Annotated in this window: 29 protein-coding genes; 15 read left to right on the top strand and 14 right to left on the bottom strand. The window is 34.5% G+C overall.

Going from position 1 to position 25,844, the window contains the following annotated elements:
* Positions 1-31: 31 nt before the first annotated feature.
* Positions 32-424, bottom strand: a complete 393-nt coding sequence (locus BM253_RS08740) for a hypothetical protein (RefSeq protein WP_091522401.1) — start codon at positions 422-424, stop codon at positions 32-34.
* A gap of 90 nt (positions 425-514) precedes the next feature.
* Here BM253_RS08740 and BM253_RS08735 point away from each other — a divergent pair, with 90 nt between their 5' ends.
* The gene (locus BM253_RS08735; protein WP_091522397.1) at positions 515-1,117 is read left to right on the top strand and encodes an alpha-ketoglutarate-dependent dioxygenase AlkB family protein; all 603 of its coding nucleotides are present in this window, start codon (positions 515-517) and stop codon (positions 1,115-1,117) included.
* Between the two features lie 66 nt (positions 1,118-1,183).
* On the opposite strand, the gene BM253_RS08730 is transcribed toward BM253_RS08735, so the two are convergent.
* A complete protein-coding gene (locus BM253_RS08730) occupies positions 1,184-1,456 on the bottom strand; it encodes a hypothetical protein (protein ID WP_091522393.1) in 273 nt (90 codons plus the stop codon).
* Positions 1,457-1,528: 72 nt separating this feature from the next.
* Positions 1,529-2,554: a glutaminase A gene (gene glsA / locus BM253_RS08725; RefSeq protein ID WP_091522389.1), complete on the bottom strand. Its 1,026-nt coding sequence runs from the start codon at positions 2,552-2,554 to the stop codon at positions 1,529-1,531.
* A 58-nt stretch (positions 2,555-2,612) separates the two neighbouring features.
* On the opposite strand from glsA, the gene BM253_RS08720 reads away from it, so the two are divergent.
* The 6 genes from BM253_RS08720 to BM253_RS08695 all read left to right on the top strand — a co-directional run bounded on the left by BM253_RS08720 (position 2,613) and on the right by BM253_RS08695 (position 7,617).
* Positions 2,613-3,164: a hypothetical protein gene (locus BM253_RS08720; protein ID WP_143095613.1), complete on the top strand. Its 552-nt coding sequence runs from the start codon at positions 2,613-2,615 to the stop codon at positions 3,162-3,164.
* A gap of 87 nt (positions 3,165-3,251) precedes the next feature.
* Positions 3,252-4,643, top strand: coding sequence for a leucyl aminopeptidase family protein (locus tag BM253_RS08715; RefSeq protein WP_091522382.1), 1,392 nt, complete (start codon positions 3,252-3,254; stop codon positions 4,641-4,643).
* A 298-nt stretch (positions 4,644-4,941) separates the two neighbouring features.
* A complete protein-coding gene (locus BM253_RS08710) occupies positions 4,942-6,423 on the top strand; it encodes a glycosyltransferase family 2 protein (RefSeq protein ID WP_245758479.1) in 1,482 nt (493 codons plus the stop codon).
* A 302-nt stretch (positions 6,424-6,725) separates the two neighbouring features.
* Entirely contained in the window at positions 6,726-6,992 is a 267-nt protein-coding gene (locus BM253_RS17325; protein ID WP_177205750.1) for a hypothetical protein, read from the top strand.
* A gap of 2 nt (positions 6,993-6,994) precedes the next feature.
* Entirely contained in the window at positions 6,995-7,420 is a 426-nt protein-coding gene (locus tag BM253_RS08700) for a hypothetical protein (protein WP_091522376.1), read from the top strand.
* The gene (locus tag BM253_RS08695) at positions 7,417-7,617 is read left to right on the top strand and encodes a helix-turn-helix transcriptional regulator (RefSeq protein WP_091522372.1); all 201 of its coding nucleotides are present in this window, start codon (positions 7,417-7,419) and stop codon (positions 7,615-7,617) included. The genes BM253_RS08700 and BM253_RS08695 overlap by 4 nt, the downstream gene beginning before the upstream one ends.
* Positions 7,618-7,652: 35 nt before the next feature.
* Here BM253_RS08695 and BM253_RS08690 read toward each other — a convergent pair whose 3' ends face one another.
* The 3 genes from BM253_RS08690 to BM253_RS08680 form a co-directional block, all read right to left on the bottom strand.
* On the bottom strand, positions 7,653-8,126 hold the full coding sequence (locus tag BM253_RS08690) for a copper resistance protein NlpE (protein WP_091522458.1): 474 nt from the start codon (positions 8,124-8,126) through the stop codon (positions 7,653-7,655).
* A gap of 136 nt (positions 8,127-8,262) precedes the next feature.
* Complete coding sequence (locus tag BM253_RS08685; RefSeq protein ID WP_143095612.1) at positions 8,263-8,805, bottom strand: DUF1697 domain-containing protein; 543 nt, start codon at positions 8,803-8,805, stop codon at positions 8,263-8,265.
* Between the two features lie 4 nt (positions 8,806-8,809).
* A complete protein-coding gene (locus tag BM253_RS08680; protein ID WP_091522364.1) occupies positions 8,810-10,402 on the bottom strand; it encodes a glycoside hydrolase family 10-like protein in 1,593 nt (530 codons plus the stop codon).
* A gap of 255 nt (positions 10,403-10,657) precedes the next feature.
* Between BM253_RS08680 and BM253_RS08675 the strand changes: the two genes are divergently transcribed.
* Together BM253_RS08675 and BM253_RS08670 are read left to right on the top strand one after the other, a co-directional pair.
* Positions 10,658-11,659 (top strand): hypothetical protein, encoded by a 1,002-nt coding sequence (locus tag BM253_RS08675; protein ID WP_143095611.1) that lies wholly within the window; start codon positions 10,658-10,660, stop codon positions 11,657-11,659.
* A 54-nt stretch (positions 11,660-11,713) separates the two neighbouring features.
* A complete protein-coding gene (locus BM253_RS08670) occupies positions 11,714-12,772 on the top strand; it encodes a T9SS type A sorting domain-containing protein (protein WP_091522358.1) in 1,059 nt (352 codons plus the stop codon).
* Positions 12,773-12,823: 51 nt separating this feature from the next.
* On the opposite strand, the gene BM253_RS08665 is transcribed toward BM253_RS08670, so the two are convergent.
* Both BM253_RS08665 and BM253_RS08660 read right to left on the bottom strand, forming a co-directional pair.
* On the bottom strand, positions 12,824-13,345 hold the full coding sequence (locus BM253_RS08665; RefSeq protein WP_091522356.1) for an SRPBCC family protein: 522 nt from the start codon (positions 13,343-13,345) through the stop codon (positions 12,824-12,826).
* A gap of 87 nt (positions 13,346-13,432) precedes the next feature.
* Entirely contained in the window at positions 13,433-13,876 is a 444-nt protein-coding gene (locus BM253_RS08660; RefSeq protein WP_091522353.1) for a VOC family protein, read from the bottom strand.
* A 245-nt stretch (positions 13,877-14,121) separates the two neighbouring features.
* Here BM253_RS08660 and BM253_RS08655 point away from each other — a divergent pair, with 245 nt between their 5' ends.
* Both BM253_RS08655 and BM253_RS08650 read left to right on the top strand, forming a co-directional pair.
* Positions 14,122-15,489, top strand: a complete 1,368-nt coding sequence (locus tag BM253_RS08655; protein WP_143095610.1) for an aldehyde dehydrogenase family protein — start codon at positions 14,122-14,124, stop codon at positions 15,487-15,489.
* Positions 15,490-15,538: 49 nt separating this feature from the next.
* Entirely contained in the window at positions 15,539-16,816 is a 1,278-nt protein-coding gene (locus tag BM253_RS08650; protein WP_091522345.1) for a cation:proton antiporter, read from the top strand.
* A 32-nt stretch (positions 16,817-16,848) separates the two neighbouring features.
* Here the strand turns inward: BM253_RS08650 and BM253_RS08645 are convergent, their stop codons facing one another.
* Positions 16,849-17,406, bottom strand: coding sequence for a hypothetical protein (locus BM253_RS08645; RefSeq protein WP_091522342.1), 558 nt, complete (start codon positions 17,404-17,406; stop codon positions 16,849-16,851).
* A 107-nt stretch (positions 17,407-17,513) separates the two neighbouring features.
* Entirely contained in the window at positions 17,514-19,532 is a 2,019-nt protein-coding gene (locus BM253_RS08640; protein ID WP_091522339.1) for a M3 family metallopeptidase, read from the bottom strand.
* Between the two features lie 100 nt (positions 19,533-19,632).
* Between BM253_RS08640 and BM253_RS08635 the strand changes: the two genes are divergently transcribed.
* The gene (locus BM253_RS08635; RefSeq protein ID WP_143095609.1) at positions 19,633-20,418 is read left to right on the top strand and encodes a hypothetical protein; all 786 of its coding nucleotides are present in this window, start codon (positions 19,633-19,635) and stop codon (positions 20,416-20,418) included.
* Between the two features lie 125 nt (positions 20,419-20,543).
* Here the strand turns inward: BM253_RS08635 and purE are convergent, their stop codons facing one another.
* The 4 genes from purE to BM253_RS08615 form a co-directional block, all read right to left on the bottom strand.
* Complete coding sequence (purE, locus tag BM253_RS08630; protein ID WP_091522332.1) at positions 20,544-21,023, bottom strand: 5-(carboxyamino)imidazole ribonucleotide mutase; 480 nt, start codon at positions 21,021-21,023, stop codon at positions 20,544-20,546.
* A 120-nt stretch (positions 21,024-21,143) separates the two neighbouring features.
* Positions 21,144-21,404, bottom strand: a complete 261-nt coding sequence (locus BM253_RS08625) for a hypothetical protein (RefSeq protein ID WP_091522329.1) — start codon at positions 21,402-21,404, stop codon at positions 21,144-21,146.
* Between the two features lie 71 nt (positions 21,405-21,475).
* Positions 21,476-22,630: a 5-(carboxyamino)imidazole ribonucleotide synthase gene (locus BM253_RS08620; RefSeq protein WP_091522327.1), complete on the bottom strand. Its 1,155-nt coding sequence runs from the start codon at positions 22,628-22,630 to the stop codon at positions 21,476-21,478.
* Positions 22,631-22,713: 83 nt separating this feature from the next.
* A complete protein-coding gene (locus tag BM253_RS08615; RefSeq protein ID WP_091522324.1) occupies positions 22,714-23,259 on the bottom strand; it encodes a hypothetical protein in 546 nt (181 codons plus the stop codon).
* 113 nt (positions 23,260-23,372) lie between these two features.
* Between BM253_RS08615 and hpt the strand changes: the two genes are divergently transcribed.
* The 3 genes from hpt to BM253_RS08605 all read left to right on the top strand — a co-directional run bounded on the left by hpt (position 23,373) and on the right by BM253_RS08605 (position 25,842).
* Positions 23,373-23,903, top strand: coding sequence for a hypoxanthine phosphoribosyltransferase (hpt, locus tag BM253_RS17495; protein WP_245758478.1), 531 nt, complete (start codon positions 23,373-23,375; stop codon positions 23,901-23,903).
* A 9-nt stretch (positions 23,904-23,912) separates the two neighbouring features.
* The gene (locus BM253_RS17490; protein ID WP_245758477.1) at positions 23,913-24,485 is read left to right on the top strand and encodes an adenylate kinase; all 573 of its coding nucleotides are present in this window, start codon (positions 23,913-23,915) and stop codon (positions 24,483-24,485) included.
* Between the two features lie 82 nt (positions 24,486-24,567).
* The gene (locus tag BM253_RS08605; protein WP_091522322.1) at positions 24,568-25,842 is read left to right on the top strand and encodes a hemolysin family protein; all 1,275 of its coding nucleotides are present in this window, start codon (positions 24,568-24,570) and stop codon (positions 25,840-25,842) included.
* Positions 25,843-25,844 lie beyond the last annotated feature (2 nt).

Here is a 25,844-nt window from a genome sequence, read left to right as displayed (position 1 = left end):
CACAAAAGCAACTCCAACCGAGTTGCTTTTTCTATTTTTCAAATTCCAGAACAGGTTGATCTGAAACCTCTGGTGTACCTGGCTGAACAGTACGTGTTAATCGTAATTTGCCGTCTAATAAATTAACTTTGTAATATCCGGGAAAGTCGGGATAATTAATCAAAATGGTTTCAGCATTTAACCAAAGATAACTAAAAGTTCCTTCTTGGCTAACATAAGCATGTTCGCTGTTATTGGTCATAGAAATGTTTGTAGCACCAATGTTCCAAACAACCGAACCTTTTTCAATCTGCGGTAATTCGGGTACAAAACCAAGATAAGCCGTCATTTTCCATTCGCCCGAAATATCGGCACGCTTAAAATTCTCTTCACTAGTGCATGATATCAAACTAATAAATGCAAATAATAAAAGCAGTTTTTTCATAAGTTTAAATTTAATTGATAGGTTAGTGATAATTTTTTTAGGAAGATACAAAAAAGGAAATAAGTATCTTTGCCTAACAGATTTAATAACATGGATTTATTTACGAACAACGCTGCGACTGATAATTTATTGCCTTATGATGGCGAAGTTATTTACCATGGAATTTTATTGGATACCAAGGAAGCCGATCATTTTTTTAATGTGTTAATGCAGAAGATTGAATGGTATCATGATAAATCGGTTATTTATGGTAAGGAAATCACTACCAAGCGAAAAGTTGCCTGGTACGGATCTAAAGATTTTTCGTACACGTATTCCGGTTACACTCGAATTGCAACACCTTGGATCGAAGAATTGTTGGCATTAAAACAGCTGATTGAGCTATATACCGACAGTATGTACAATTCTTGTTTGCTGAATTTGTATCACAGCGGCGAAGAAGGTATGGCTTGGCACAGCGATGGCGAAAAAGATTTGGTTGATAACGGTTCAATTGCCTGTTTAAGTTTGGGTGCACAACGCCGTTTCGATTTTAAACATAAGCAATCGGCAGAGAAAAAACTGTTTGATTTGCCAAATGGTTCATTGATTGAAATGAAAGGTGAAACTCAAAAACATTGGCTGCACAGAATTGCTCCGACTAAAAAAGTAACCGAACCAAGAATCAGTTTGACTTTTAGGCAGATGAAATGATTGATATTGGGTGCTGGATGCTTGATGTGGGGTGTCTGGTGTTTGATGCTGTATGTTTGATTTAAATTAATTTATCCAGATTTCATAAAAGTTAATTTTTGATATTTCCTCCTCTTCAAAATCTTCAATTTCTAAAGGCTGATCTGCAAGAAATCCATATTCGTCTTCATAATTTTGTTCATCATATTTTAAGATCTTACCATTTTCAAAAACTTGAATTTGTTTTAGAACATTAAGATTAGTATCTGTTTCAAAATAAAAGATTGAATTGCCCCAAGAATCTGTTACATCATCTCCACTTGATTCATTCCAAATCTTTTTAAAGTATCTATTATTCATTATATGGTGAGTTTTGTTAAAACTATGTACCTTATGTGGTAAAAAAAAATCCGTACATCTGTAGTAAATCTATTATGGAGTAAAAATATTCAACTGAAATCTTTTCGAAAAATCCCATATCATTTGATAACCAGCAACCGAATTTCCGTGACTGTCTAAAGGTGCGCTAAAAACACCAATCCCCATTTTACCTGGAACACTTACGGTAATACCTCCACCAACACCCGATTTGCTTGGTAAACCAATTCTGCGGGCATATTCGCCGCTAAATTCGTACATACCTGCAACCATCATTTGCGATTGAATCAGTTTTGATAAATCGGCATTTTTATGAGTAGCATCACCATCAAAGCGTACACATTCATTGGCAAAAAAATATCCAATTTTAGCCAGATCTTCGGCAGTAACTTCAATAGAACATTGTTTAAAATAATTATCTAACTGATTTTCTTCGCCCGTAATCAATCCGCTATTTTTCATAATATAGAACATTCCTCGGTTGCGGTGACCGGTTTCTTTTTCAGACAAATAAACGGCTGTGTTGTAATTAATGCTTTCGTTTTTAGTAATATATCGAACCATTTTCAACACCTTTTGAAAAGCAGTTTCGCCTTCGCCCTGAATCATTGATACCGTTAAAATGGCTCCGGCATTCATCATAGGGTTTAGCGGTTTGCCTGTAATTTCTAAATTTCCAAAATGATTAAACGGTTTGTCTGATCCAAAATACCCCATGTTTTTAAAAACAGCTTCTTCTCCATTTTCCTGGACAGCTACCATCAATGCAATAATTTTAGAAATACTCTGCATAGTAAATTTCTTGTCAGTATCGCCCACGCTAATAACTTTTCCGTTTGTATCAACTACAGAAAAAGCAATAGAGTTGGCACTCATTTTTCCTAATTCGGGAATATAATCGGCAACTTTTCCTTGTGTTGCAAAATGTTTGTTTTGATCTAAAATATCCTGTAAAACTTTTTCGGTTATCTTATTATCGGTTACTATTGTTGATTTTTTCTGAGCGTGTAATGCATCAACAGCTAAAGGGCAATTAAAGATAAAAAACAATAAAAGTAATTTTAATACAGATTTTTTCATCACGAAAATTTTAGATTTAATCAAAGATAAAAGTTATATTTACTTTAAATCAAAAATTATGAAAAACTATTATTTAATTCTTTTAGCCTTTTGTTTTTTTGTTTCTTCTTGTGTACAAATGAGAGGTATTGGTGATGATTATAAATACCTTACACCTTATGAAAAAACTTTAATAGAACCATTTAAAAAAGAAAATTCATTAAAAATGAGCAGGGTTTATAAAACCAATGCCACTACGCTGTTGGATGCTTTAAAAGAGTATCCTAAAGCGTTTGTATATGTTTATACTGTTGGTTGTACAGGCGATGCGTGTAAGCCTTTAACTGTTTATGAAGAATATGCTAAAAAAAATGGTTACAAAGTTTTTTTCGTTTTAACAAGTTATATGGATTTAGATATTGCTTTATTAGAACCCAGAAACACGCCCTTGTTTGTAATAGATAGTAAATATTATGGAAACAAACTTTTTAGAGCGTATGTAAATGATTTTAAAAATGAATTAAAAGGAAGAGATAGAAAAGTAAAAGGTGAATACGAAGGTGGACTTTTGTTTTATGAGAATGGAGTTTACCAAAAATCACATTTTTATTTACCGGCAACTACCAATTAAGAATAAAATGAGTTTAGCAAATATGTTAAACTCATTTTTTTATTGTCTGTTCGTTTTCGTACTTTTGAAATCAAAATAAAACAAACAATGTTACAATTAACCCAAGAAATTAAAGGAAACGCTTTTGTTTACGTTGTAAACGGGCAAACTACTTTAAATAATCAAACCCCTGATTATGTTACCGAGGCTTTTAAAACCTTTCAATCAGCAGAAACTAAAGAAGATTTTATAAAAGTTGGCAACCAGTTTTACTTTTTTGTAAAAGAAAACAGCGATTTGGAAAAAATGCGTGTTGCCGGTTTTAATATCCGACAAAAATTAGATAAAAAAACAAATGATATTACCATTATAGGTTCAGGCGAAACTACTTTGGCGTTGGCAGAAGGTTTGGCATTGTCGAACTATCAGTTTTTAAAATACTTTAAAGATGCCGATGAACGCGAATATACTTTAGAGAATGTTTTTATGTTGGGCGATATTTCTAATGAAGAATTAAACCGAATCAACAATGTAATAAAAGCGGTTTTCTGGGCACGTGATATGGTGAACGAACCAAATTCGTTCTTAACGGCAAATCAACTGGCTAAAGAAATTCAGGAAATTGGCGACGAAGCTCATTTTCATGTAGAAGTTTTCCGTAAACCGGAAATCGAAGCCTTAAAGATGGGCGGATTATTGGCTGTAAACAAAGGATCAATTCAACCGCCAACTTTTACGGTGATGGAATACAAACCTGCAAACCCGATTAACGACAAACCAATTGTTCTGGTTGGTAAAGGTGTGGTTTATGATACCGGCGGATTATCGTTAAAACCAACACCAAACTCAATGGATTTAATGAAATCTGATATGGGTGGTGCTGCAATGATGGCAGGAACGGTTTACGCAGCGGCATTAAATAAATTAAATGTTCATATTATAGGGTTGATCCCTGCTACAGATAACCGTCCGGGTGGTGATGCGTATGCTCCGGGCGATATTATTACCATGATGGACGGAACTACGGTTGAGGTGTCAAATACCGATGCAGAAGGACGTATGATTTTGGCAGATGCTATTAGTTATGCAACAAAATACAATCCAGAATTAATCATTAACTCGGCAACATTAACTGGTGCAGCCTTGGTTGCGGTTGGTACGCGTGCAGCTTGTTTAATGAGTAATGCATCAAGTAATGTTACCAATGATATTTTAAATGCTGGTGAAAAGGTTTACGAACGCATGGTACAACTACCTTTGTGGGATGATTATAAAGAGCAGTTAAAATCTACTTGTGCCGATTTAAAAAATATTGGCGGACGCATGGCCGGAACCATTACTGCCGGGAAGTTTTTAGAACATTTTGCGAAGGCTCCGTTTGTGCATATCGATATCGCCGGGCCTGCTTTTACCGAAGCTCCTGAAAATTATAAAGGTTTTGGTGGAACAGGAACCGGAATCCGTACACTGCATGAATTCTTTGTAAATTATAAAAAGTAAATTCAAAATCCGTTATCGTTTGGTAACGGATTTTATATTTAATACTGATTTTGATCCATGGAATTAGTCAAATAATAATTGAAATCAACAGTTTAACAATTGGGGTATGGTACAATTTTTGTACCCAATTTGGGGATTGGCTTCTACAATAAAACCTCAATTTATCATAAAATTTAACGCTTTCTTGTTAAAAATTCCCGTGGCACAGTACTTGAAAACTTATTAAGACAAAACCAAAGGTGTTTGATCATTAATCTAACCAATAAGCATCAAACATATTTCTTAAAGTAAAAGTATTATGCTAACAACCGGCAACCAGTGTTTAAAAACCAAACCATTTTTAGACACACCCAATCAACAAAACAACAGTCATCTTACTATAGTTCGAGACGATACTTCAAAACAAAAAGCAGATCGATCAAAGTTTTTAGATCAACTTTCATTAAACTCCCTAAAAAATAAAGATTATTTCGTGGTAGCTGCCACCTTATTTTTAATGGTTGTATCTGTAATTACCTTTATAAATTTTCAGCCCGATATAGAAAAACTGCACTTTGAACGTATGAATACTTGGTGGGGCGCATCTATAAACTACATTGCGTTAACCTTGTTGGTTTTGCAGTTAAGTTTTTTAACCTATTTAATTGTGCTGTACATAAAATACAAGCCTGTAAAAGCGGTAAGTAACGAGCAACTGCCTACGTGTACGGTAATTGTGCCGGCTTATAACGAAGGAAAACTGGTTTATGAAACCTTATTGAGTTTAGCTGACAGTGATTTTCCGGCTGAGAAATTACAGATTTTATCAATTGACGATGGAAGTAAAGACGATACCTGGCAATGGATGATGAAAGCAAAAGCCAAATTGGGCGACCGATTGGCGATATATCAGCAACCTAAAAATATGGGTAAACGCCATGCGCTTTACCGCGGTTTTAAAGAAGGAACGGGCGATGTTTTTGTAACGGTAGATAGCGATTCTATTGTAAAAGAAGATACGTTACGCAACTTGGTAAGTCCGTTTGCTGTGAACGAAAAATGTGGCGCCGTAGCAGGAAACGTTCGAGTTTTAAACAAAGAAAAAGGTTTAATACCAAAAATGTTGAACGTAAGTTTTGTTTTTAGTTTTGAATTTGTTCGATCGGCACAAAGTGCTATTGGTTCGGTTTTATGTACACCGGGTGCGTTGGCAGCTTACAGAAAAGATGCGGTAATGAACTGTTTAGAAGATTGGATGAACCAGACTTTTATGGGGCAACCGAGCGATATTGGCGAAGACCGAGCGATAACCAACATGATTTTAAAGCAAGGATTGCACGTGTTGTTTCAGAAGAACGCGTATGTATATACCAACATTCCCGAAAAATATAAAAGTCTGTACAAAATGTTTGTCCGTTGGGAACGAAGCAATGTGCGTGAAAACATCATGATGAGTAAGTTTGCTTTTACAAAGTTCAGAGAAGAATCAACAGCAGGTTCACGAATTTTACTGACTATGCAGTGGATTAAAGTAATTATGGCTTATCCTTTATTACTTTTGTTATTGTTTTTTGTAGTTACGCATCCGGTACTATTTGTATGTACCAGTTTAGCAGGGATTTTTGTATTCTCTAGTATTCAAATGTTTTTCTACGCAAAAAAATACAACATTGCCGAAGCATTTTTAGCATATACCTACAGCGTATTCTACCTATTTACTTTATTCTGGATTACGCCTTACGCAATAATAACCGCAGGGCGCAGTGGTTGGTTAACCCGCGATTTACCTGCAACAGCATAAATACAATTAAACTAACTGTATTTTTAAAATCGGTATGTTATAATGGCATATCGATTTTTTTTATATCATAAAGTAAAGTTTGTTTTACGAATTGAAAAGTTTATTTATATTTGTAGCAAATAAACTTAACTAATATGAAAACTAGAAAAATTTTAATTCCAAAGCGTAATCTATGGATTAGTCTGTCTCTTATTATTATTCCTATCATATTTTTAGTTCTATTAAGAATATTTAATTTTCTTGATTTTGAAACGTATGGTAAAATTGTTACAAATTTGATAGCATCTACAATTTTATTAGGAATGTTATTACTTTTTATTACTCAATGGACAAAAGACGATGGAGACGAAATGTATTTACAGTTTAGATTGATTTCCAGTTTGAGTAGTGTTTTCTTTGGAGTTGGCTTCCTTTTGGTAAATTCTATTTGGGATTTAGTAACCTTGTCTTTTACAGATTTTGGAATACATAATAGTTTCTTTTTAATGTTTATGATCTTGTGGTGGCAATTATTTGTTTTTGGTAGTCAGGTTTATAAATTAAGAAAAGAACTAACTAAAAACGATTAATTATGAATAACAAAAGTAGATTAATTCCAAAAAAGAGAATGTGGATCAGTTTAGCAATCATTTTATTGCCTGTACTAATATTATTACTTCTAAAACTGGCAGGTTTTTCTGAATCGTTAGATTTCGGTAAACTATCAAAAATTGTTGCCAGTATATCATTGGTAGGTATGTTCTTACTTTTTATGACCCAATGGACAAAAGATGATGGAGATGAAATGTATTTACAAATGCGTTTGTCTGCTGTTCTTCTTGGAGTAATTACAGGTATTACTACATTATTAATTAGCTCACTTTTTAGTTTGATTGATTGGTTAGATTTGGATTATAGTCATTATAATGGATTTGGATTAATGTTTTTTATTTTATTGATGATATTATCCAATTTTGGACAGCAAATATATTCATTATCTAAACAAAAAGAAGAATGAAGAATTACATTAAAATAGAACGTGCCCGACACAATCTAACGCAAGGAGATTTGGCGGAAAAGGTCGGAGTTTCACGACAGACAATTAATTCTATCGAAACAAAAAAATATATACCGTCTGCGGTTCTGGCATTAAAAATAGCCAAGATTTTCAATATGCCTTTAGACAGTCTCTTTGAATTGGATGACGACGATTAACAAAAAACCGGAAGCTGAACTTCCGGTTTTTCTGATTAATTTAATTTTTTGTAATTGTAATGTTCTTTTAACGGACCATCAATTTCTTTACCTTCGGTATCCAAACCAACCAATCCGTTTTCAACAACTTTTAGTTTAATATCGATATCTTTTCCTTTTAAATGGGCAACCGATCCGTTATCATGCCACATAATATCGCCGGCATCGTTTACCTTTAAATTTTTGTCTAAATATTCGGCAGCATATTTAAAAGTTCCGCTTTTATCTAACGTAATTGTCGTTTTAATACCCGAACAATCTGCACAAGGCAATGTTGCTTCGTAGGTTCCATTCCAATCTAACGAGTTTTGTGCATTGTGACCATTGTGTACATTTGTAAGTGTATCGTTTGCAATAATCTCCGTGCTGTCTGCACTTATTGTTGTTTCTGTAGTTGTTTCAGTTTCTTTCTTATTACAAGAAATTATGGTTAATCCTAAAACAAAAAATGTGAAGATACTTTTTTTCATAACATATAAATTTATAATTGTATAATACATCATTCAATAAAAATGCCAAAGCCAAAACCTGCCTAAATACAGACTTTTAAGCAATTAATAATTAAATAGCTTTATACATTTTGAGTATGATATACACACATCACGATTAATTGTTGCTGTTTTTAGCCAGATCGATCAGTTTGTGAATGGTGTTTAAATTTCTGCCCGTTGCTGTTACCTTTAGTTTTTTTTCGAAGAAATTATTGTTCAGTTTAGAATTTGCCATACCTTTTGATAGATAAAAATACAGCACTTTATCAATGAGCTTAAACTGATCGTTTGCAAAATCGATTTTTTCTAAATCAGCTAGTAAATCGGCAGCAGGTTCTTCGTTCAAAAAAGTAAAAAACAATTTATTTGGTTCGATGTTCTCTATAAACGGATTGTTCTGTAAAGCGGTTTCCATTTCCTGAAGATCCAAACAAAAAACAGCAATCTGTAACTGAAAATGATCGTAAATAAGCTGTTGAATTTTCGTTTCAACTTCATGCTTCTCTAAATCAGAACTTAAAATAATGTTTCCGCTTTGTATGTAAGTAGCCACATTTTTAAAGTTGTTATCAATTAAAACATCTTTCAAAATTGCCATTTTAATAATGTTTTTGCCTGAAACATTCACACCGCGTAAAAGTACAATATACGTTTTCATGTGCTTATATTTTTTTGGCAGCGTAATCACTTTCGTTACCTAAACGATCAATCGCTTTTAAGGCTACAGTGTTACAGTTTTTTCCGTTTTTAGATCGAACAATAGATTTACTTAGTTGATTTTTAGGAAGGATCTCAACCTGCCATTCGTTATCGTAACGCGTGTACAAAACCCACTGAAAAGCATCATTCAATTTACTGCTTGACCAATTTACATTTATAGAAGAATTATCGTTGCTAATATTTAAAGATGGAGTTGCAATTTTATTGATCTTTATCCATGGACTCAATGGAATTAACGCTTTTTCTTTATACGGACCATTTTTTAATGCCGGAATCATTTCGCTGTTGTCTGTTAAGCCTGCAATACTGTAATGTATCGCGCCCACGCTGTTTTTACTTAAAACGTCAGCAGTAATTTTTACCTGATTTACAATTTCGGTCGATCTGTTAGCTGCTTTCACTTCAACCGTATTTAAACCCGGCCATAAATGTCGGTTCATAGTGTTTTCATCCTGCCACCATTCCAATAAATCCTGAAAATTCTGACGTTGTGAATTGATCGGCCAATATAATTGAGGCGAAAAATAATCAACCCAGCCTTTGTTCAACCATAATTTGGCATCGGCATATAATTCATCGTATTGAGAAGATCCAACAACCCCCGAAGGATAACCCGATTTCCAGATTCCAAACGGACTGATACCAAACTTAACATACGGTTTTTCTTGCTTGATTTCTTTGTTGATACGTTCAATGAATTTATTAACGTGATCTCTGCGCCAATCGGCTTTTGAAAGTGTTCCATCAGCATTTTTGTAAGTATTCCACGAAGCAGTGTCAGGAAAATCGGCACCACCGTTGTACGATGCATACGGATAAAAATAATCGTCGAAATGAACCGCATCAATATCGTAACGCGACACAATATCTTTTACCACATTAGAAACGTGATCTTGGGTTTTTACGCTTGCCGGATCGAACCAATACATACCATTCTTTAGGCGTACAATATTGCTTGGCGATTTTTTAACCATTGATTCACTGCTAACCGATCCACCGCTTAAATGGTGCGCACGATAAGGATTCAGCCAAACATGCAGTTCCATGCCGCGTTTGTGCGCCTCTTCTATCCAAAATTCTAACGGATCGTAATAAGGTGAAGGTGCTTTACCGGTTTCGCCGGTTAAATAACACGACCAAGGTTCGTAATTACTTTTGTATAAGGCATCGGCAGCCGGACGAACCTGAAAAATTACTGCATTAAAATTAGCATCTTGTAATAAATCGAGCAATTTAATGGCTTCGTTTTTCTGTTCTTCGGTAGATAGATTTTTTCTGCTTGGCCAGTTGATGTTGGCAACCGTGGCAATCCACGCAGCGCGAAATTCGCGTTTAACTTCGGGTAAATTAATCTTTAAATCATTAGTTGTTGCTGGTTGTGCAACAGGTTGTGGTGTTTTGGTTACAGGTTCTATTTCAGAACTTTTTACAACCGTAACTTTTGTAGGTTTTTGCTGCTGCTGTACCGCACACGATATTAAAGATAAAGAGGTTAGTGCTATAAAAGCCAGGTATTTATTTACTTTCAGTTTCATACAAATATAATAATGCACAAAAATAAAAAGATAAATGAGTACCTGGCTAATTTTTAAAATATTCTGCTGTTAATTTAAGCAGATACTTTTCTTTCTTAAAATTTATTTAACACTGTGTTAAAATTTTTATTATATTTACAATACAATTAATTAAAAAATATTATTTATGACAAAATTTACCAAAATTTTGTGGGGGGGGGGGTAATGTGCCTAACCCTTACAGCGTGTAGCGAAGACGTTTATCAGGAAGCTGAAATGCAAAACGAAGAAGCAGGTTCCCAATACCAAACAAACAGTTTTAACAACGGTGATAGTGGTCAATATGCTGGGTATGGACCAGGAGGTATAGGATGGTGGGGTAAAAATTATATTTCACCTTGGGATATTTGGTTTAGGGGCGCTACAGTTAATGGAATAAATGACCTTCAACCCTCTTATTTCTTTTCAAACGGAAACGTTGAAGATGTTACGCCCTACAATATACGCGTTTTTGCCTATGCAGGTATAGCTTATTTTGACGGAACAGATGATGGACAATTTCATGACGTAGCACAAGTTGGAGCTCCGCCTATTCATGATTTAACTTCTGGAAATTACCCAAATCTGTACGCAAACGGTCATGAAGTTGGTAATCTGGTAAGAATACCAGTACCTATTGATGTACCTGCTTATCCAGATCCTCATTATTCATTCCGTATCGAAGATAAGTTGTTACATTTACCACTATCAGGAGTAACTCCAGCTGGGCCAAAATACCCACCGCCTCATACTAACTTTGATCAGGCGGGTACATTATTACCCCAAGAAAGAGAGTTACTAGCACACTATGGTAAAATATTTTTTTATGAAGTGTATGTGACAGATAAAGTTACAAATGCATTAGTGCTTTCAACCTTAATGCATCCTGAAATAAAAACTCTACCTTCAGGTATTCCTGACGATATAGATGCTGGCTGGAAACCTGTTGATTATTTGGCAGGTAATCACGTGTATGCAGACGTGCCAACTTTAGGTTTCACTGTACCATTGTATTATTTTTATGATGATACGATGCCATTACCTGGTAAAACAGATTGGGATATAACGCGTCTTTCTGATGAAAATTTTTGTAATTCCCGTGAGGTGGTTTTTGATGTACCTATGGTACCCCATGAAGTAGATATTGATGGTACTTATAAATTAAGGTTAGGGTTTTCCGCAACAGGACAAACTGGCTGGGTAAATTCGGCATTGTATTTAAATGTAACCGGTAGATAAATTATTTTAAAGGCTGTGGAACAACAGCCTTTTCACTTTTTAAAATAACCTTGTATGAAAAAGCACCTGTTTTTTTTAGTATATTTTTCAGTAACCCTTACCGCAAATAGTCAAGTAGTATACACCGAAAATTTTGACAATCACAGTGTAGGTACCTTAGGGACCGATTTTACCGGCACCATACCCGGGCAATGGGGGTGGGTCACCAAATCTAAAATTACACAAACCAACATTTTTTTTACCATAGTGAACGAAGCCAATCGGGGTAAGGTGTTAGATATTACTGCCCTATCACATAGCGAAAGCTTGCTTGCATTTAAACCCGGTATTGATCAAGTGATAGACAACCGTACCCCGGGTAACGATGTGATTAAATTTGAAATAGATTATTTTACAGGATCTATACAGGCGAATGCCAGTAGTAGTTCATGGATAAACTTAATACCGGTTGGAGAGGTTGAAGGAGGCTTGATTAATCCTCCTTTTTTATGTCGTTTTGACTATAATAAACAAGATGGAAGCATTGCGAGTTCCACCGAGTTTGTTTCAAGTACCACTCCTGTTCAACAAAATACATTTTTACCTTTTAATACCTGGGTAAAGCTTACTGCCTATTTAGATTATCCCAATAGAAAAGTTTATTTTGAAATACCTTCTTTGAATAAAGTTTTTGTAAGCGATTTTTTAAAGAACGATCCTTCAACCAACCTTATAGAAGACTATAAACCTTCGATTATTTCATTGATTGCAGGTTTTACTACCAGCACTCAAAATCCACAAACGGTTACACGTAACCGGTACGATAATATTAAAATAACGGCATTAGCGGCGGTACCACCAGAGGTTATAAATTTAAGCGTAAACGAACAATTAGCTACTAAGTTTAATCTTTACCCAAACCCGGTGACAAGTTTAGTAAACATAACCAACAGCGAAAATATGGTTGTACAACAAGTTACTGTTTATGATATCAGCGGTAAACAGTTAAACACCCAAAGTTTTAACAACGAAACCCAAATACAATTAAATGTAGAGAACTTGGCAAGCGGCACTTATATGTTGCATATACAAACTAACGAAGGTTTAGCCGTTAAAAAGTTGATAAAGAAGTAAATTAAAAAACCTGTAAATTATTACAGGTTTTTTTTATTATGATAGTATTACTTACTGCTTTTCTAAAACTGCTTTTAAATTTGCGGTTCCATGAACAAAGTCTTTGTTCATGTCGTAACAAAGGCTCATTAAGTTAAACGGATAAGGCATTTCGCCATCAACCACCCAACGAACTTTAGTTTGGTTTTCACTAACAGCTTCTGTTGTAAAAAACGATTTTGCAGGTTCAGTGCTGTCCATTAAAAACAAATCAATATCAACACGTTTGTTTTCTTCAATATTTGTAATTACCTGCGATCCATTACCAACTTCTTCACTTTTCCAGCTGTATTTAAAGCCAACAGTTCCGTCGGTTCCTTCTGAAGTTTTTATGATGTTCGGATCTTGCTCAAACCAAACGCCAAAATTTTCCTGGTTTTTAATGTGTTTTACATAGTTGAAAACATCGGCATTAGGTTTGTTGATAACTGCCGAACCTTCTGCATGAAATGTTTTAGGTACAAAGGCTGCAACAACAAGTGCTAATACGATCAAACCCAAAACGGTGAAAAGTGCGTATTTTAAAAATTTCATAGTAATAATATTTTAGTTTATAAATGAAACTTGCCGATTAACGACAAGTTTCCTGATAATTTCTGTTGAGTTTAAAATAAGGATTGATTACCCCATTCTTTTGTTTCCTTCAAAATGAACCATCCACCAGATACCGAACTGGTCTTGGAACGATGCATATAATTCTGCCCAAAACTGCTCGCCTAATTCCATTTCAATCTTCATGGCATTTTCAGATAAAGCAGCATAAAGTTCTTTAGCTTCTTCAGCCGTATCGGTATCTAACATTACATAAGTGCTGTTGCCTAATGTTAATTTATGGCCAAAGTTTTCCAAACAGTCCGATCCCATAACCATCGTGCTTTCGTTAATCATAATTGCCGTGTGCATAATTTTTTGTTTATCCTCATCGTTCATTGGAAACTCAGGGTTTTCGGGCATATCGCCAAAACGGTGTATTCCAATATTTGGAGATTTAAACACTTTTTCATAGAACAAAAACGCTTCTTCGCAGTTTCCGTTAAAATTTAAGTACGCATGAATTTTTGCCATAGTTTTATTTTTTTAGAGTTTAGTTTTCAAATTTAATATACCACTAAACAAATGAACTTGTCTTATGGCAAGTTTGATTGCTTTATTTTTTTAAGATTTTAATCCTATCAAAAGTAGAAAGCATTTTAGAAATAATTATTTTCGAAAACAGATATTTCAAAATAAAATAATTTATTAATAATAGTTTCACATAAATTTTAGATGAAACAATTTTGGTTTTTGTAATTTCAGTAAAAAGAATTGATTTGGAAAATCTACAAAACCTACATACTTATTTTTATTCGGGCAAAACATTAAGTTTTAAACACAGAATGGATTGTTTACAGCAGTTTCAAAAGTTGTTAAACAACCATAAAAACGAAATGATTGCTGCTTTACAAGCCGATTTTAATAAACCTGCTGTTGAAACATTGGTTACCGAAATAAGCATGCTGCAAAAAGAACTCACGTATTTTAAAAATAATCTAAAAACGTGGATGCACCCTAAACGGGTTTTTCCAAGCATATTGAATTTTCCTTCGAAGGAAACGTTGGAGTATCAACCTTACGGAGTAGTTTTGGTTATTTCGCCTTGGAATTATCCGTTATTGTTGGCATTACAGCCTGTAATGGCGGCATTGGCAGCAGGTAATTGTGTTGTTTTAAAACCGTCTGAATTAGCTCCAAATACTTCTGCCTTGCTTGGAAATTTAATCGGAAAATATTTTAGTCATGAATATATTCGGGTTATTGAAGGTGGTGCGGAAGAAACAACCGAGCTTTTAAATCATAAATTTGATAAGATCTTTTTTACGGGAAGTACTTCGGTAGGAAAAATCGTGCATCAGGCTGCAGCTAAAAATCTAACACCCGTTGTTTTGGAACTGGGAGGAAAATCGCCTTGTATTGTTACACCAAGTACCAATATTCCGTTGGCTGCAAAGCGTATTGCCTTTGGTAAATTTGTAAATGCCGGACAAACCTGTATTGCACCCGATTTTATTTTCATCCATCCAAAAGTAGAAAAGCAGTTTATTGCCGAAATGCAAAAAGTGCTGGAAACTTTTTACGGAGACGAACCCGAAGCATCGCCCTATTTTGCTCGGATTATCAATGAACAACATTACCATCGCATTAAACAATATGTGTTGAAGGGCAATGTGTTGATTGGCGGACAAACCAATTCTAAAAAACGATACATTGCGCCAACGCTTATAAAGATAGACGATTTGAACGATGAGGTAATGCAGCACGAAATATTCGGACCCGTTTTGCCAATTGTAAATTACAACCACATAAGCGAGATTATTGTGTACAATCATGAAAACGATAAACCCTTGGCATTTTATGTTTTTGGTAATGATAAAACCGAAATTGAAACCTTGTTAAATCAGTGTAAATACGGTGGTGCCTGCGTAAATGACTGCTTGTCGCACATTGTGAACAGCAAGTTGCCTTTTGGCGGAATCGGAGCCAGTGGTTTTGGAAATTATCACGGAAAATACAGTTTTAAAGCATTTTCGCAAGCTAAAGCAGTTGTGTACAGAAAAACATGGTTCGACAATAAATTAAAATATCCGCCTTATACTAAAGATAAGTTAGCGTTGTTAAAAAAACTGTTTAAGTTCTTGTAAATTGGGCACAAAAAATAATAAAATAGTAAATTTGTAAAAATCACTTTTTATGGAATTATACTACACGTTTTCAGTTTTAATTGTACTTGCCTCGTTTTTTGCTTATTTAAATGTTCGTTTTTTAAAATTGCCCGGTACCATTGGTATCATGATTATTGCTATGCTGGTTTCGGTAGGAATCCGTTTAGTGGGCGATCAATATTTCCCCGAAACTACAAAAGAATTTTTTCTTCTAATACAGGAATTCGATTTTACCGAAATTCTAATGGGTGCCATGCTGAACTTTTTACTTTTCGCCGGCGCACTGCATATTAACGTTTCCGACTTGCGCGATCACAAATGGCCTATATTGACTTACGCGTCGGTAAGTGTGGTGCTGTCTGCCTTGATTATTGCAGGATTATTCTATACTGTAGCCCCAATGTTGGGCATGGAAATTCCGTTTATATATTGTTTGTTGTTTGGAACATTGATTTCGCCTACCGATCCTATCGTTGTTTTAGGAATTTTAAAGGAAGCGAAAGTTCCAAAAATGATCGAAACAAAAATTACGGGCGAATCGCTTTTTAACGATGGTGTTGCCGTTGTAATGTTTGCCGTTGTGTTGAAAATGGCGACCGATACCGATTTTGATGCTTCGTTTGCATCTGTTTCAAAATTATTTTTGTTAGAAGCCGGTGGCGGTGTTTTATTAGGAGCTCTTTTAGGATTTACCGCAAGCAACGTTATGAAAAAGATCGATGATTACAAAGTATCGGTTCTTATAACGTTATCAATTGTAATGGGTGGATTTTTAATAGCGAAGGAATTGCATTTTTCATCGCCGCTTGCCATGGTTATTGCCGGATTGATTATTGGAAACTTCGGAAAAACAGCTGCAATGAGCGAAACCACACGCGATTATTTAAGCAAATTCTGGGAATTGATCGATGAAATTTTAAACGCCATTCTTTTCCTTTTTATAGGTTTTGAATTACTAATGTTACCCGATTTACAAGAGCAATTACTGTTAGGCGTTATTGCGATCTTCATTTGTTTATTGGCACGAACCTTGGCGATATTTATACCGGCAAGCACCATTTTACGAAAAAACACGTATTCAAAAGGATCGTTAACAACCATGGTTTGGGGCGGAATTCGCGGCGGAGTTTCCATTGCGTTGGTTATGAGCATACCTAATTCGGTGGGCGATATTAAAGATGTTTTGTTAGAAGTTACTTATATCGTGGTTCTGTTCTCTATTGTTGTACAAGGATTAACCGTTGGTAAAGTTGCCAAAAAAGTTTTAAAAGATGATGAATCTGCCGATATTAATGAAGCAGCGTAAACTAAAAACAGCAACCGATAAGGTTGCTGTTTTTAACTTTGCCAAGAATTAATACTTTTTATCAGTATCCAATCGTTTTCATTTATCTTGGAATATATGTAATATCCTCCATAAGAACATTCATTTCCACAGTGAAAAACACGATAAAATATAACTTTTTTCTTATCAATAGAAAATAGAGGAACCGAATAAGCATAATAATTATTTGATTTATTCTTTTTAGAAAGTAGCTTTGATTTTGAGAATTTTGTATACCAAATAGAATCTTTGATGCTTACAAATTGTTTATAAATAAATTCTTGATCGTCTTTATTGAATATTAAATCTAAATCATTTTTTTCATGATAAAGAAACATTTCATTTTCATAAGGATCTTCATAATTATTTATAAAATTTTCGAAATGCCATTTTAAAATTTTATTCGATATTTTCTTCCTCTCAAAATAACTTTCTTCAGTGTATTTTTTATCATGAATAGTTATCCAATTTAAGAAATTAGAAATTTCCTTATCATTTATTATAGAACTATAAGTTTGACTATATGATGAATAATGAATCGAAATAATAATTATCAAAAGTAATTTTTTCATTTTGATTAACTTAAAACGAGTTAGCAATATACAAAAAAACAGCAACCTTATTCAGGTTGCTGTTTTTTTATGCTTAAGAGTTGGTTAACTCTTGCGCATGAGTTTTGTTATATTAAGCCGGCACGTTTTAAAAGTGCATTTGGCGATGGTTCTTGTCCGCGGAATTTTTTATAAAGCGTCATTGGATGATCGGTTCCACCTTGCGATAAAATATAATCTTTAAACTTGGTAGCTATTTCTTTGTTGAAGATTCCGTTTTGTTCAAAATAATCAAACGCATCGGCATCCAAAACTTCAGCCCATTTGTACGAGTAATATCCTGCGGCATATCCACCAGCAAAAATATGCGAAAAAGCAGTACTAATAACATTTTCGGCAACATCAGGATATAATTTCGTAGTTTCGAATTGTTTGTTCTCAAACGATTTTAAATCTTTAATTTCTGAAGGATTTTCCGAATGCCAAGCCATATCCAACAAACCAAAACTCAACTGACGCAAAGTTGCCATTCCTTCTAAAAAGTTGGCACTTTCTTTAATTTTATCAATGTATTGCTGCGGAATGGTTTCGCCGGTTTGGTAATGTTTTGCAAACAACGCTAATGTTTCTGGCTGATATACCCAGTTTTCCATAATCTGACTTGGAAGTTCCACAAAATCCCAATAAACCGATGTGCCCGATAACGACGGATATGTTGTGTTTGCCAACATTCCGTGTAATGCGTGACCGAATTCGTGAAACAAAGTAGTTACTTCGTTAAAAGTTAGCAACGACGGTTTTGATTGAGTAGGAGGGGTGAAGTTGCAAACAATGGAAATATGCGGACGTTCATTTACTCCGTTTTTAATCCATTGTGATTTAAACGATGTCATCCACGCACCATTGCGTTTACCTTTTCTTGGGAAAAAGTCGGTATATAACAACGCGATTTTTTCTCCGTTATCGTTGGTTACATCAAAAGTCTGTACATCGGCGTGGTATTTATCAACCGTAAAAACTTCGGTAAAATGCAAACCAAACAATTTTTCGGCAACAGTAAACGCACCATTCAAAACATTATCCAATTTAAAATAAGGTTTCAAAGCTTCATCGTCTAAATTAAAACGTTCCTGCTTCAATTTTTCGCTGTAATAACTTCCGTCCCATTTTTCTAATCGATCAATTCCGTCCAATTTTTTAGCGTAAGCAGTCAGTTCTTCAAACTCTTTTTGGGCAGCAGGTTTTGCTTTTACCAATAAATCGTTTAAAAAAGACAATACTTTTTCAGGGTTTTGCGCCATACGTTCTTCTAACACAAACGCTGCATGATTTTTATAACCCAATAATTGCGCACGCTGGTTACGCAGTTTTACAATTTTAAGAACAATTTCTTCGTTGTTGTAATCGTTTTTCTGAAAGCCTTTTTTACCGTTTGCAATAGCAATTTCTTTACGCAATTCTCGGTTTTTAGCATAAGTTACAAATGGCAGATAGCTTGGATAATCTAAAGTAAAAATCCAACCTTGTTTCTCTTGTTGTTCTGCAAGATTTTTTGCAGCTTCAATCACACCATCGGGTAATCCGGCTAAATCTTCTTCATTGGTAATGTGTAGTTGATACGCATTGGTTTCAGCCAGAACATTCTCATTGAATTGTAACGAAAGTACCGATAATTGTGCATCAATCTCACGTAATTCTGCCTTTTGATTGTCGTTTAACAATGCACCGTTCCGCACAAATCCTTTATAAGTTTTGTCTAACAACGTAATTTGTTCGGTAGTTAAAGTAGATTTATCAATAGTATCGAACACCTGTTTCACGCGTTTGAATAAATCTGGATTTAGCGAAATATCGTTTCCAAAAGCTGATAGTTTAGGTGCAACAATCTGAGCAATTTTCTGTAATTCTTCGTTGGTTTCTGCGGAATTCAAATTAAAAAAGATGTTTGAAATGCGATCTAACTGCATACCTGAGAACGACATGGCTTCAATCGTGTTTTCAAAAGTAGGAGTATCGGTATTGGTAATAATCTGTTGAATTTCTGCTTTTGCCTGCTTAATTACTTCTTCGAATGCCGGTTCGTAATCGGTGGTTTTTATCTGTGAAAACGGAGCCGTATCAAAAGCCGACAATAATATATTTTCCATAATTTGCTTAAAAGTTAAAGCCTAAAATTAAGGATTATATCGTTAACGAAGTATTAAAGCTAAATGAAAATTCGTTATATTCGATTTTAAAATTTCGCTTATGAAGAAGTATATAAAGGTAATTTTGTTTTACTGCTTTTGTTTGGTTAGTTGCGGTCAGAACAAAACGGAAAATCAGAATACTAATCCAATCCACCAAGAAGAAATGAAAGATCAGACCACGAATCAATTCAATCCAGAAAAATATTACACAACCAAAGATTCTGTTTTGTTGGCTTCTTTTGAAGAAGATATTGTATATGTTTTAAAAGATGATTTTAATGATGTAGTGAGAAATCATCCAGAGTTTTTTGTTGAGTTTCCGAATGATCCTTATGTTACTTATAGTTCAATACCAAGTTCTGTTGAGTTTGGAAGTGAAGTAGGACAGGATATGTATTATTTATATTACGCGTATTTTCTAAAGAATACGAATGAAATGTATAAGATTGATGATGATTTTAATGATCAACGGAAAAAAATAATGATCATTTACACACGATTAAACAGAATGTTTAGTTTGTTGGATGGTGGTGGTCCGGGATATATGCACTTATACAGACGTACTTTTGGCGAAGCAGAGTATGCTATTTATTTATATGCTTTAACGCGAAAAGATTTTACAGTAAAATACGATATTACTAAACAGAAAGATTTGTTTAAGCAAACATTACAACAAATTGTTACTGATAGATTAGAAAATACATTTGATATTCATGAAACCGAGAAACCAGAGTTAAAGAAAGAACTATTTGCTTTAATCAATGAAATTGATGCTCAAATAACAGATGCTTTTTACCTTACTCAAGCGCAACAATTTTATTATGGTAATTATGCAACTTGGTAAAGACTTAAATTAATCTAAGGTTTTTTTACTCCTGCAAGGTCTTTCTGACATTGTAGGTTAACATAGCTACAAGGTTCTAAAAACCTTGCAGCAGCAAAAAGAGCAACTTTTCAGTCGCTCTTTTATTATTTTAAACCTTCGGCTGCTTTTAAAACAGCTTCTTTTAAACCTAATTTATAATCGATCATTTTTTGTAACAACTCTGCATTTTGACTTGCTAAAATTTGTACTGCCAATAAACCTGCATTTTTAGCTCCGTTTAACGCAACCGTTGCCACAGGAACACCACCCGGCATTTGCAGAATTGATAAAACAGAATCCCAACCGTCAATAGAATTGCTCGATTTTACTGGAACACCTATTACTGGTAATGGACTCATACTTGCTACCATTCCCGGTAAATGCGCTGCTCCACCTGCACCTGCAATAATTACATTGATGCCGTTTTTGTGTGCGTTGTTAGAAAAATCGACTAATTTTTCAGGAGTTCTGTGTGCCGATACAATATCAACATGTGTTTCTACTCCAAATTCTTTTAATATATCTATGGCTTGTTGCATTACCGGCATATCCGAAATGCTGCCCATTACTACTGCTACTTTCATTTTTTGTTTATTTGTCTGTTTTTTTGATTATCCTGCAAGGTCTTTAAGACCTTGTAGGTATCGCTTTATTTTGGAATCTATAGCTACAAGGTTTTTGAAACCTTGCAGCAAATACAAAGTTTATACATTAAAAACTTGTAAATCTTCTTTTAGCCATTGGTCAATTTCATTTTCAGCTTCTTCATTAGTAATATAATCACCATTTTTGTATTCCTTTCTAGCTTCTGCAACTCGATTTTCTTGATCTGTAGATAATTCATACAAATTCTCTTCTAGTTCAAAATCTAAAAGTTTTTTAATTTCCTTTATTACACGAACTTCTTTTAATTCGGTAATTCTGCTGATTATATCAAGCTTTAGTTGTAACTCTGAAGTGCTCATTTGTAGTAATTTACATTAAAGTTAATAAAAAATCTAACATAGTCTTAATACTTAATACAACTATCTTAATACTACTTCGAAATCACTCTAATAGTTTCTTTAACCTGTTGGGCAACTTTACGTGCTTCGGTCATGTTTTCGTTTACAATGGTAACGTGTCCCATTTTGCGGAACGGACGAGTTTCACGTTTTCCGTAAATGTGTGGAGTTACACCATCAATTGCCATGATTTTTTCGATATTTTCGTAAACAACCTGACCCGAAAAACCTTCTTCGCCAACTAAATTTACCATAATTCCGGCAACTTTACTGTCGGTGTTTCCTAAAGGTAAATCTAAAATGGCGCGAATATGCTGTTCAAATTGCGACGTATAACTCGCTTCGATAGAATAATGACCTGAATTATGCGGACGCGGAGCTACTTCGTTCACTAAAATTTGATCATCGGCAGTCTGAAACATTTCAACAGCCAACAAACCAACATGGTTAAAACTTTCGGAAACTTTCAACGCGATTTCGCGTGCATTGTTTGCAACGGTTTCGCTGATACGAGCCGGACAAATTACATATTCAACCTGATTTGCTTCCGGATGAAATTCCATTTCTACCACAGGATAGGTTTTAATTTCGCCCGATGTCGAACGAGCTACAATCACCGCCAATTCGTTTTTAAACGGAATCATGGTTTCGGCAATACATTCTGTTTCCGGTAAATTTTCCAAATCAATTACCTGTCGAACCACTTTTACACCGTTTCCGTCGTAACCGCCTTCGGTTGCTTTCCACACAAAAGGCAGTTCAACCAAACCGTTTTCAACATCTATCTTTAATGCAGGTAAGGTTTTGTAACGTTTGTAAGGTGCGGTTGGAATGTTATTTAAAGCGTAAAAATCTTTTTGATTTCCTTTGTTTGATATTAATCGCAACGTTTTTGGCGACGGATACACTTTTTTACCCTCTTTTTCCAAGGTTTCTAAAGCTTCCAGATTTACGTTTTCAATTTCAATGGTTAAAACATCAACCTGATTTCCTAAATTAATCACGGTATCGTAATCGTTTAACGAACCTTGAAAAAACTTGGTAGCGCCAAACTGGCAAGGTGCTTCGGCACTTGGATCCACTACATACGTTTGAATATCGAACTTTCGGGTTTCGGTCAGCATCATTTTACCTAATTGTCCGCCACCTAAAATTCCTAATTTAAAATCAGAAGAAAAATAATTCATTGTTGTTTTATTGTTGAGTTGTATATCTGTTTAATTGTAATGGGCAAAGATACTGTTTCAAACCACATTATAAAAATGTAAAATTATGATTTTTGCTTATGCAAAAGTTTCAATATTTTTCTTCCACGACTTAAAAACGATGGTTCCTGCAAAAGTAAATTTTGTTCGATAAGTGCGATTAACTGCTCTTTAATCCAATCTTCTTGATCGACCAAAAAATACAAAATATGAATAGCATTTACACGTGTTGCAACTGCCGATGGTAGAATAATCCAATCGAACATCGTGTGAACTATCTGCTGTTTTTGTTCTTTATTGTAAAGATTTTTATTGTTTTTTAATTGATGGAATATCGTTCGGGAAACACAGCGTTTGGTAGATTCGTGCGTTTCGTTCAGTGCTTTTTCCAGATATAGATCCAAATAATCGTTTAAATAATCAATATGGCGTTCTACCAACATATCCAATGCGTGATACAGCACAATTTTCTGCTTTTCATCAACAAAATAAATCACTTCGATAAAAGCATCAGCCAAAATGCCCTGATCCAGTATATGATTTATAGCCAACGTTCGGCTTTGCGTACTTAAGTTGTGGTGATGCGTTGAGAAATAGGTAATTACATCCATATAAAATTATTAAAAACAAAATTTATGCTAAAAATAAAAATATATTTGGCAAAACTGCGAATAAACTTTAATTAAAGTACACGTATTCGTATATTTGCACGGTTAAAAATAATATGGAAATTCAAATCTTAGATAAAACCTTTGTACCCTACCTTTCGGCATTAGAAATTGATGCGGAAGTACAGCGTTTGGCAAAAGATTTATTGAATGATTATAAAAACGAAGTTCCTGTCTTTTTAGTGGTTTTAAACGGCGCATTTATTTTTGCTGCCGATTTAATGAAACAGTACACCAGTGCGGCAGAAATTTCATTTATAAAAATGGCATCGTACAACGGTACAGAAACTACTGGCAACGTAACCGAACTTTTAGGGTTAGATATTGACCTTACCAACAAACACGTTGTTATTGTAGAAGATATTGTTGATACCGGCAACACCATTGCGGCGCTGTACAATTTAGTAAACAGATTTAAGGTAAAAAGCATAAATACGGCAACCTTGTTTTTTAAACCCGAAGCTTATAAACAAACTATTGATATTAAATACACAGGTTTTAGTATCGAAAACAAGTTTATTGTAGGTTACGGATTAGATTACAACAAACAAGGCAGAAATTTAGGCGAAGTTTATCAAATAAAATAACATACAAAAATGATTGCAATAGTTTTATTCGGAAAGCCGGGGGCAGGCAAAGGCACACAGGCAGAGTTTTTAAAAGAAAAATACAATTTAACGCATATTTCTACGGGCGATGTTTTCCGATTTAATATTAAGAACGAAACAGAGTTGGGCAAGAAAGCGCAAGAATTTATTAATAAAGGCGAACTGGTTCCCGATGAAATTACCATTGATATGTTAAAGAATGAAGTGTCTAAAAACATGGATAAAGCAGGTTTTTTGTTTGATGGGTTTCCAAGAACAATTGCGCAAGCCGAAGCGTTGGATGCTTTTTTACAATCGATTAATTTAGAAGTAACAGCAACTGTTGGTTTAGAAGCTGATGATGATGTTTTGGTTGCACGTATTTTAGAGCGTGGGAAAACTTCGGGCAGAGCAGATGATCAAGACGAAACAAAAATTCGTACACGTTACGAAGAATATAACGAAAAAACGGCACCGTTAATTGAATATTATACCAACAAAAACAAATACCACGCAGTAAACGGTATTGGATCAATACAGGAAATTACCGAAAGATTAAGTGCGGTGATTGATCGTTTTTAATCCTAAAAAAAATAATTTTAAATAATCTTATCCTTTTTTGTAATTTAGGATAAGATTATTTGCATTTAATAGAACAACAATAGTGGAAATTTTAATCATCTTTATTTTAATCATTCTAAACGGCATTTTCTCAATGTCTGAAATGGCATTAGTATCTTCCAGGAAGAACCGTTTAGAAATGGCTGCAAAAAAAGGCAGCAGCAGTGCTAAAGCCGCCTTAAAGCTGGTTGAAGAGCCCAACAACTTCCTGTCAACCGTACAAATTGGTATTACCTTAATCGGTATTTTAACAGGTATTTATTCGGGCGATAAAATAACCACCGACTTACAAACTTTTATTGCTCAAATTCCATCGTTACAACCGTACGCATCATCGTTAAGTGTTGGTGTGGTGTTGGTTTTATTAACTTTTTTTACGCTGATTTTAGGTGAGCTGGTTCCAAAACGTTTAGGGTTGAATTATCCCGAAGCTATTGCAAAAATGGTAGCCATTCCCATGACGTTTATTTCTAAAGTTGCCGCGCCGTTTGTGTGGTTGCTTACAAAATCGTCTGATTTGCTGCTGAATATCTTCAACATAAAACCAACTGCCGACGGAAAAGTTACCGAAGAAGAAATTAGATCGATTATTAAAGAAAGTACCGAAGTAGGCGAGGTTCAGGAAATTGAACAGGATATCGTAGAGCGTGTTTTTAATATTGGCGATTTAAAGGTAAACGCTTTAATGACGCACCGAAAATCGGTAATGTATTTAGATTGCGAAGATAACTTACAGGAATTAAAAGCCAAAGTAATAGAAGATTTACACTCGTTTTACCCAGTTTGCGAAGGCGGATTGGATGAGGTAATCGGAGTTGTATCGTTAAAAGATCTGTTTATTTTGTTTGAAAAAGACAATGTAGATTTAAAATCAATCATAAAAGAACCTACGTTTTTTATTGAACACACATCGGCATACAAAGCCTTAGAACAGTTCAAAACGTCAAAAAATCACTTTGCATTGGTGTCTGATGAGTATGGCGTAATTCAAGGAGTAATTACCTTAAACGATATTTTAGAATCGTTGGTGGGCGATGCGTCTGAATTTTACGAAGAAGAATTTAAGTTAGAAGAAGTAGCCGAAGGCGAATGGATTGTTGATGGATTTTATCCGCTGCACGATCTGCTTTCGTATTTTGAGTTAGATGAATTAATGCCCGATTATGATGTAACAACCATAAGTGGTTTGGTGATGAAAGAATTATCGTACATACCAAAAACCGGCGAAAAATTAATTTGGAATAAAATGGAGTTTGAAGTATTGGCTTCAAACGGAGTAAAAATTGATAAAATAGGGATTTCTCTATTAAAAGATTAAAA

Origin of the sequence: Paenimyroides ummariense, from assembly GCF_900115115.1 — a bacterium.
Taxonomy (GTDB): Bacteria; Bacteroidota; Bacteroidia; order Flavobacteriales; family Flavobacteriaceae; genus Flavobacterium; species Flavobacterium ummariense.
The sequence above is the reverse complement of the archived record's forward strand: the minus strand, read 5'-3'. Positions and strand labels throughout refer to the sequence as shown.

What these genes read in the sequence shown, in the direction of transcription:
- BM253_RS08740 (WP_091522401.1), bottom strand. Translation starts at nt 424, where the DNA reads ATGAAAAAACTGCTTTTATTATTTGCATTTATTAGTTTGATATCATGC.
- BM253_RS08735 (WP_091522397.1), top strand. Translation starts at nt 515, where the DNA reads ATGGATTTATTTACGAACAACGCTGCGACTGATAATTTATTGCCTTAT.
- BM253_RS08730 (WP_091522393.1), bottom strand. Translation starts at nt 1,456, where the DNA reads ATGAATAATAGATACTTTAAAAAGATTTGGAATGAATCAAGTGGAGAT.
- glsA (WP_091522389.1), bottom strand. Translation starts at nt 2,554, where the DNA reads ATGAAAAAATCTGTATTAAAATTACTTTTATTGTTTTTTATCTTTAAT.
- BM253_RS08720 (WP_143095613.1), top strand. Translation starts at nt 2,613, where the DNA reads ATGAAAAACTATTATTTAATTCTTTTAGCCTTTTGTTTTTTTGTTTCT.
- BM253_RS08715 (WP_091522382.1), top strand. Translation starts at nt 3,252, where the DNA reads ATGTTACAATTAACCCAAGAAATTAAAGGAAACGCTTTTGTTTACGTT.
- BM253_RS08710 (WP_245758479.1), top strand. Translation starts at nt 4,942, where the DNA reads ATGCTAACAACCGGCAACCAGTGTTTAAAAACCAAACCATTTTTAGAC.
- BM253_RS17325 (WP_177205750.1), top strand. Translation starts at nt 6,726, where the DNA reads ATGTTATTACTTTTTATTACTCAATGGACAAAAGACGATGGAGACGAA.
- BM253_RS08700 (WP_091522376.1), top strand. Translation starts at nt 6,995, where the DNA reads ATGAATAACAAAAGTAGATTAATTCCAAAAAAGAGAATGTGGATCAGT.
- BM253_RS08695 (WP_091522372.1), top strand. Translation starts at nt 7,417, where the DNA reads ATGAAGAATTACATTAAAATAGAACGTGCCCGACACAATCTAACGCAA.
- BM253_RS08690 (WP_091522458.1), bottom strand. Translation starts at nt 8,126, where the DNA reads ATGAAAAAAAGTATCTTCACATTTTTTGTTTTAGGATTAACCATAATT.
- BM253_RS08685 (WP_143095612.1), bottom strand. Translation starts at nt 8,805, where the DNA reads ATGAAAACGTATATTGTACTTTTACGCGGTGTGAATGTTTCAGGCAAA.
- BM253_RS08680 (WP_091522364.1), bottom strand. Translation starts at nt 10,402, where the DNA reads ATGAAACTGAAAGTAAATAAATACCTGGCTTTTATAGCACTAACCTCT.
- BM253_RS08675 (WP_143095611.1), top strand. Translation starts at nt 10,658, where the DNA reads ATGCAAAACGAAGAAGCAGGTTCCCAATACCAAACAAACAGTTTTAAC.
- BM253_RS08670 (WP_091522358.1), top strand. Translation starts at nt 11,714, where the DNA reads ATGAAAAAGCACCTGTTTTTTTTAGTATATTTTTCAGTAACCCTTACC.
- BM253_RS08665 (WP_091522356.1), bottom strand. Translation starts at nt 13,345, where the DNA reads ATGAAATTTTTAAAATACGCACTTTTCACCGTTTTGGGTTTGATCGTA.
- BM253_RS08660 (WP_091522353.1), bottom strand. Translation starts at nt 13,876, where the DNA reads ATGGCAAAAATTCATGCGTACTTAAATTTTAACGGAAACTGCGAAGAA.
- BM253_RS08650 (WP_091522345.1), top strand. Translation starts at nt 15,539, where the DNA reads ATGGAATTATACTACACGTTTTCAGTTTTAATTGTACTTGCCTCGTTT.
- BM253_RS08645 (WP_091522342.1), bottom strand. Translation starts at nt 17,406, where the DNA reads ATGAAAAAATTACTTTTGATAATTATTATTTCGATTCATTATTCATCA.
- BM253_RS08640 (WP_091522339.1), bottom strand. Translation starts at nt 19,532, where the DNA reads ATGGAAAATATATTATTGTCGGCTTTTGATACGGCTCCGTTTTCACAG.
- BM253_RS08635 (WP_143095609.1), top strand. Translation starts at nt 19,633, where the DNA reads ATGAAGAAGTATATAAAGGTAATTTTGTTTTACTGCTTTTGTTTGGTT.
- purE (WP_091522332.1), bottom strand. Translation starts at nt 21,023, where the DNA reads ATGAAAGTAGCAGTAGTAATGGGCAGCATTTCGGATATGCCGGTAATG.
- BM253_RS08625 (WP_091522329.1), bottom strand. Translation starts at nt 21,404, where the DNA reads ATGAGCACTTCAGAGTTACAACTAAAGCTTGATATAATCAGCAGAATT.
- BM253_RS08620 (WP_091522327.1), bottom strand. Translation starts at nt 22,630, where the DNA reads ATGAATTATTTTTCTTCTGATTTTAAATTAGGAATTTTAGGTGGCGGA.
- BM253_RS08615 (WP_091522324.1), bottom strand. Translation starts at nt 23,259, where the DNA reads ATGGATGTAATTACCTATTTCTCAACGCATCACCACAACTTAAGTACG.
- hpt (WP_245758478.1), top strand. Translation starts at nt 23,373, where the DNA reads ATGGAAATTCAAATCTTAGATAAAACCTTTGTACCCTACCTTTCGGCA.
- BM253_RS17490 (WP_245758477.1), top strand. Translation starts at nt 23,913, where the DNA reads ATGATTGCAATAGTTTTATTCGGAAAGCCGGGGGCAGGCAAAGGCACA.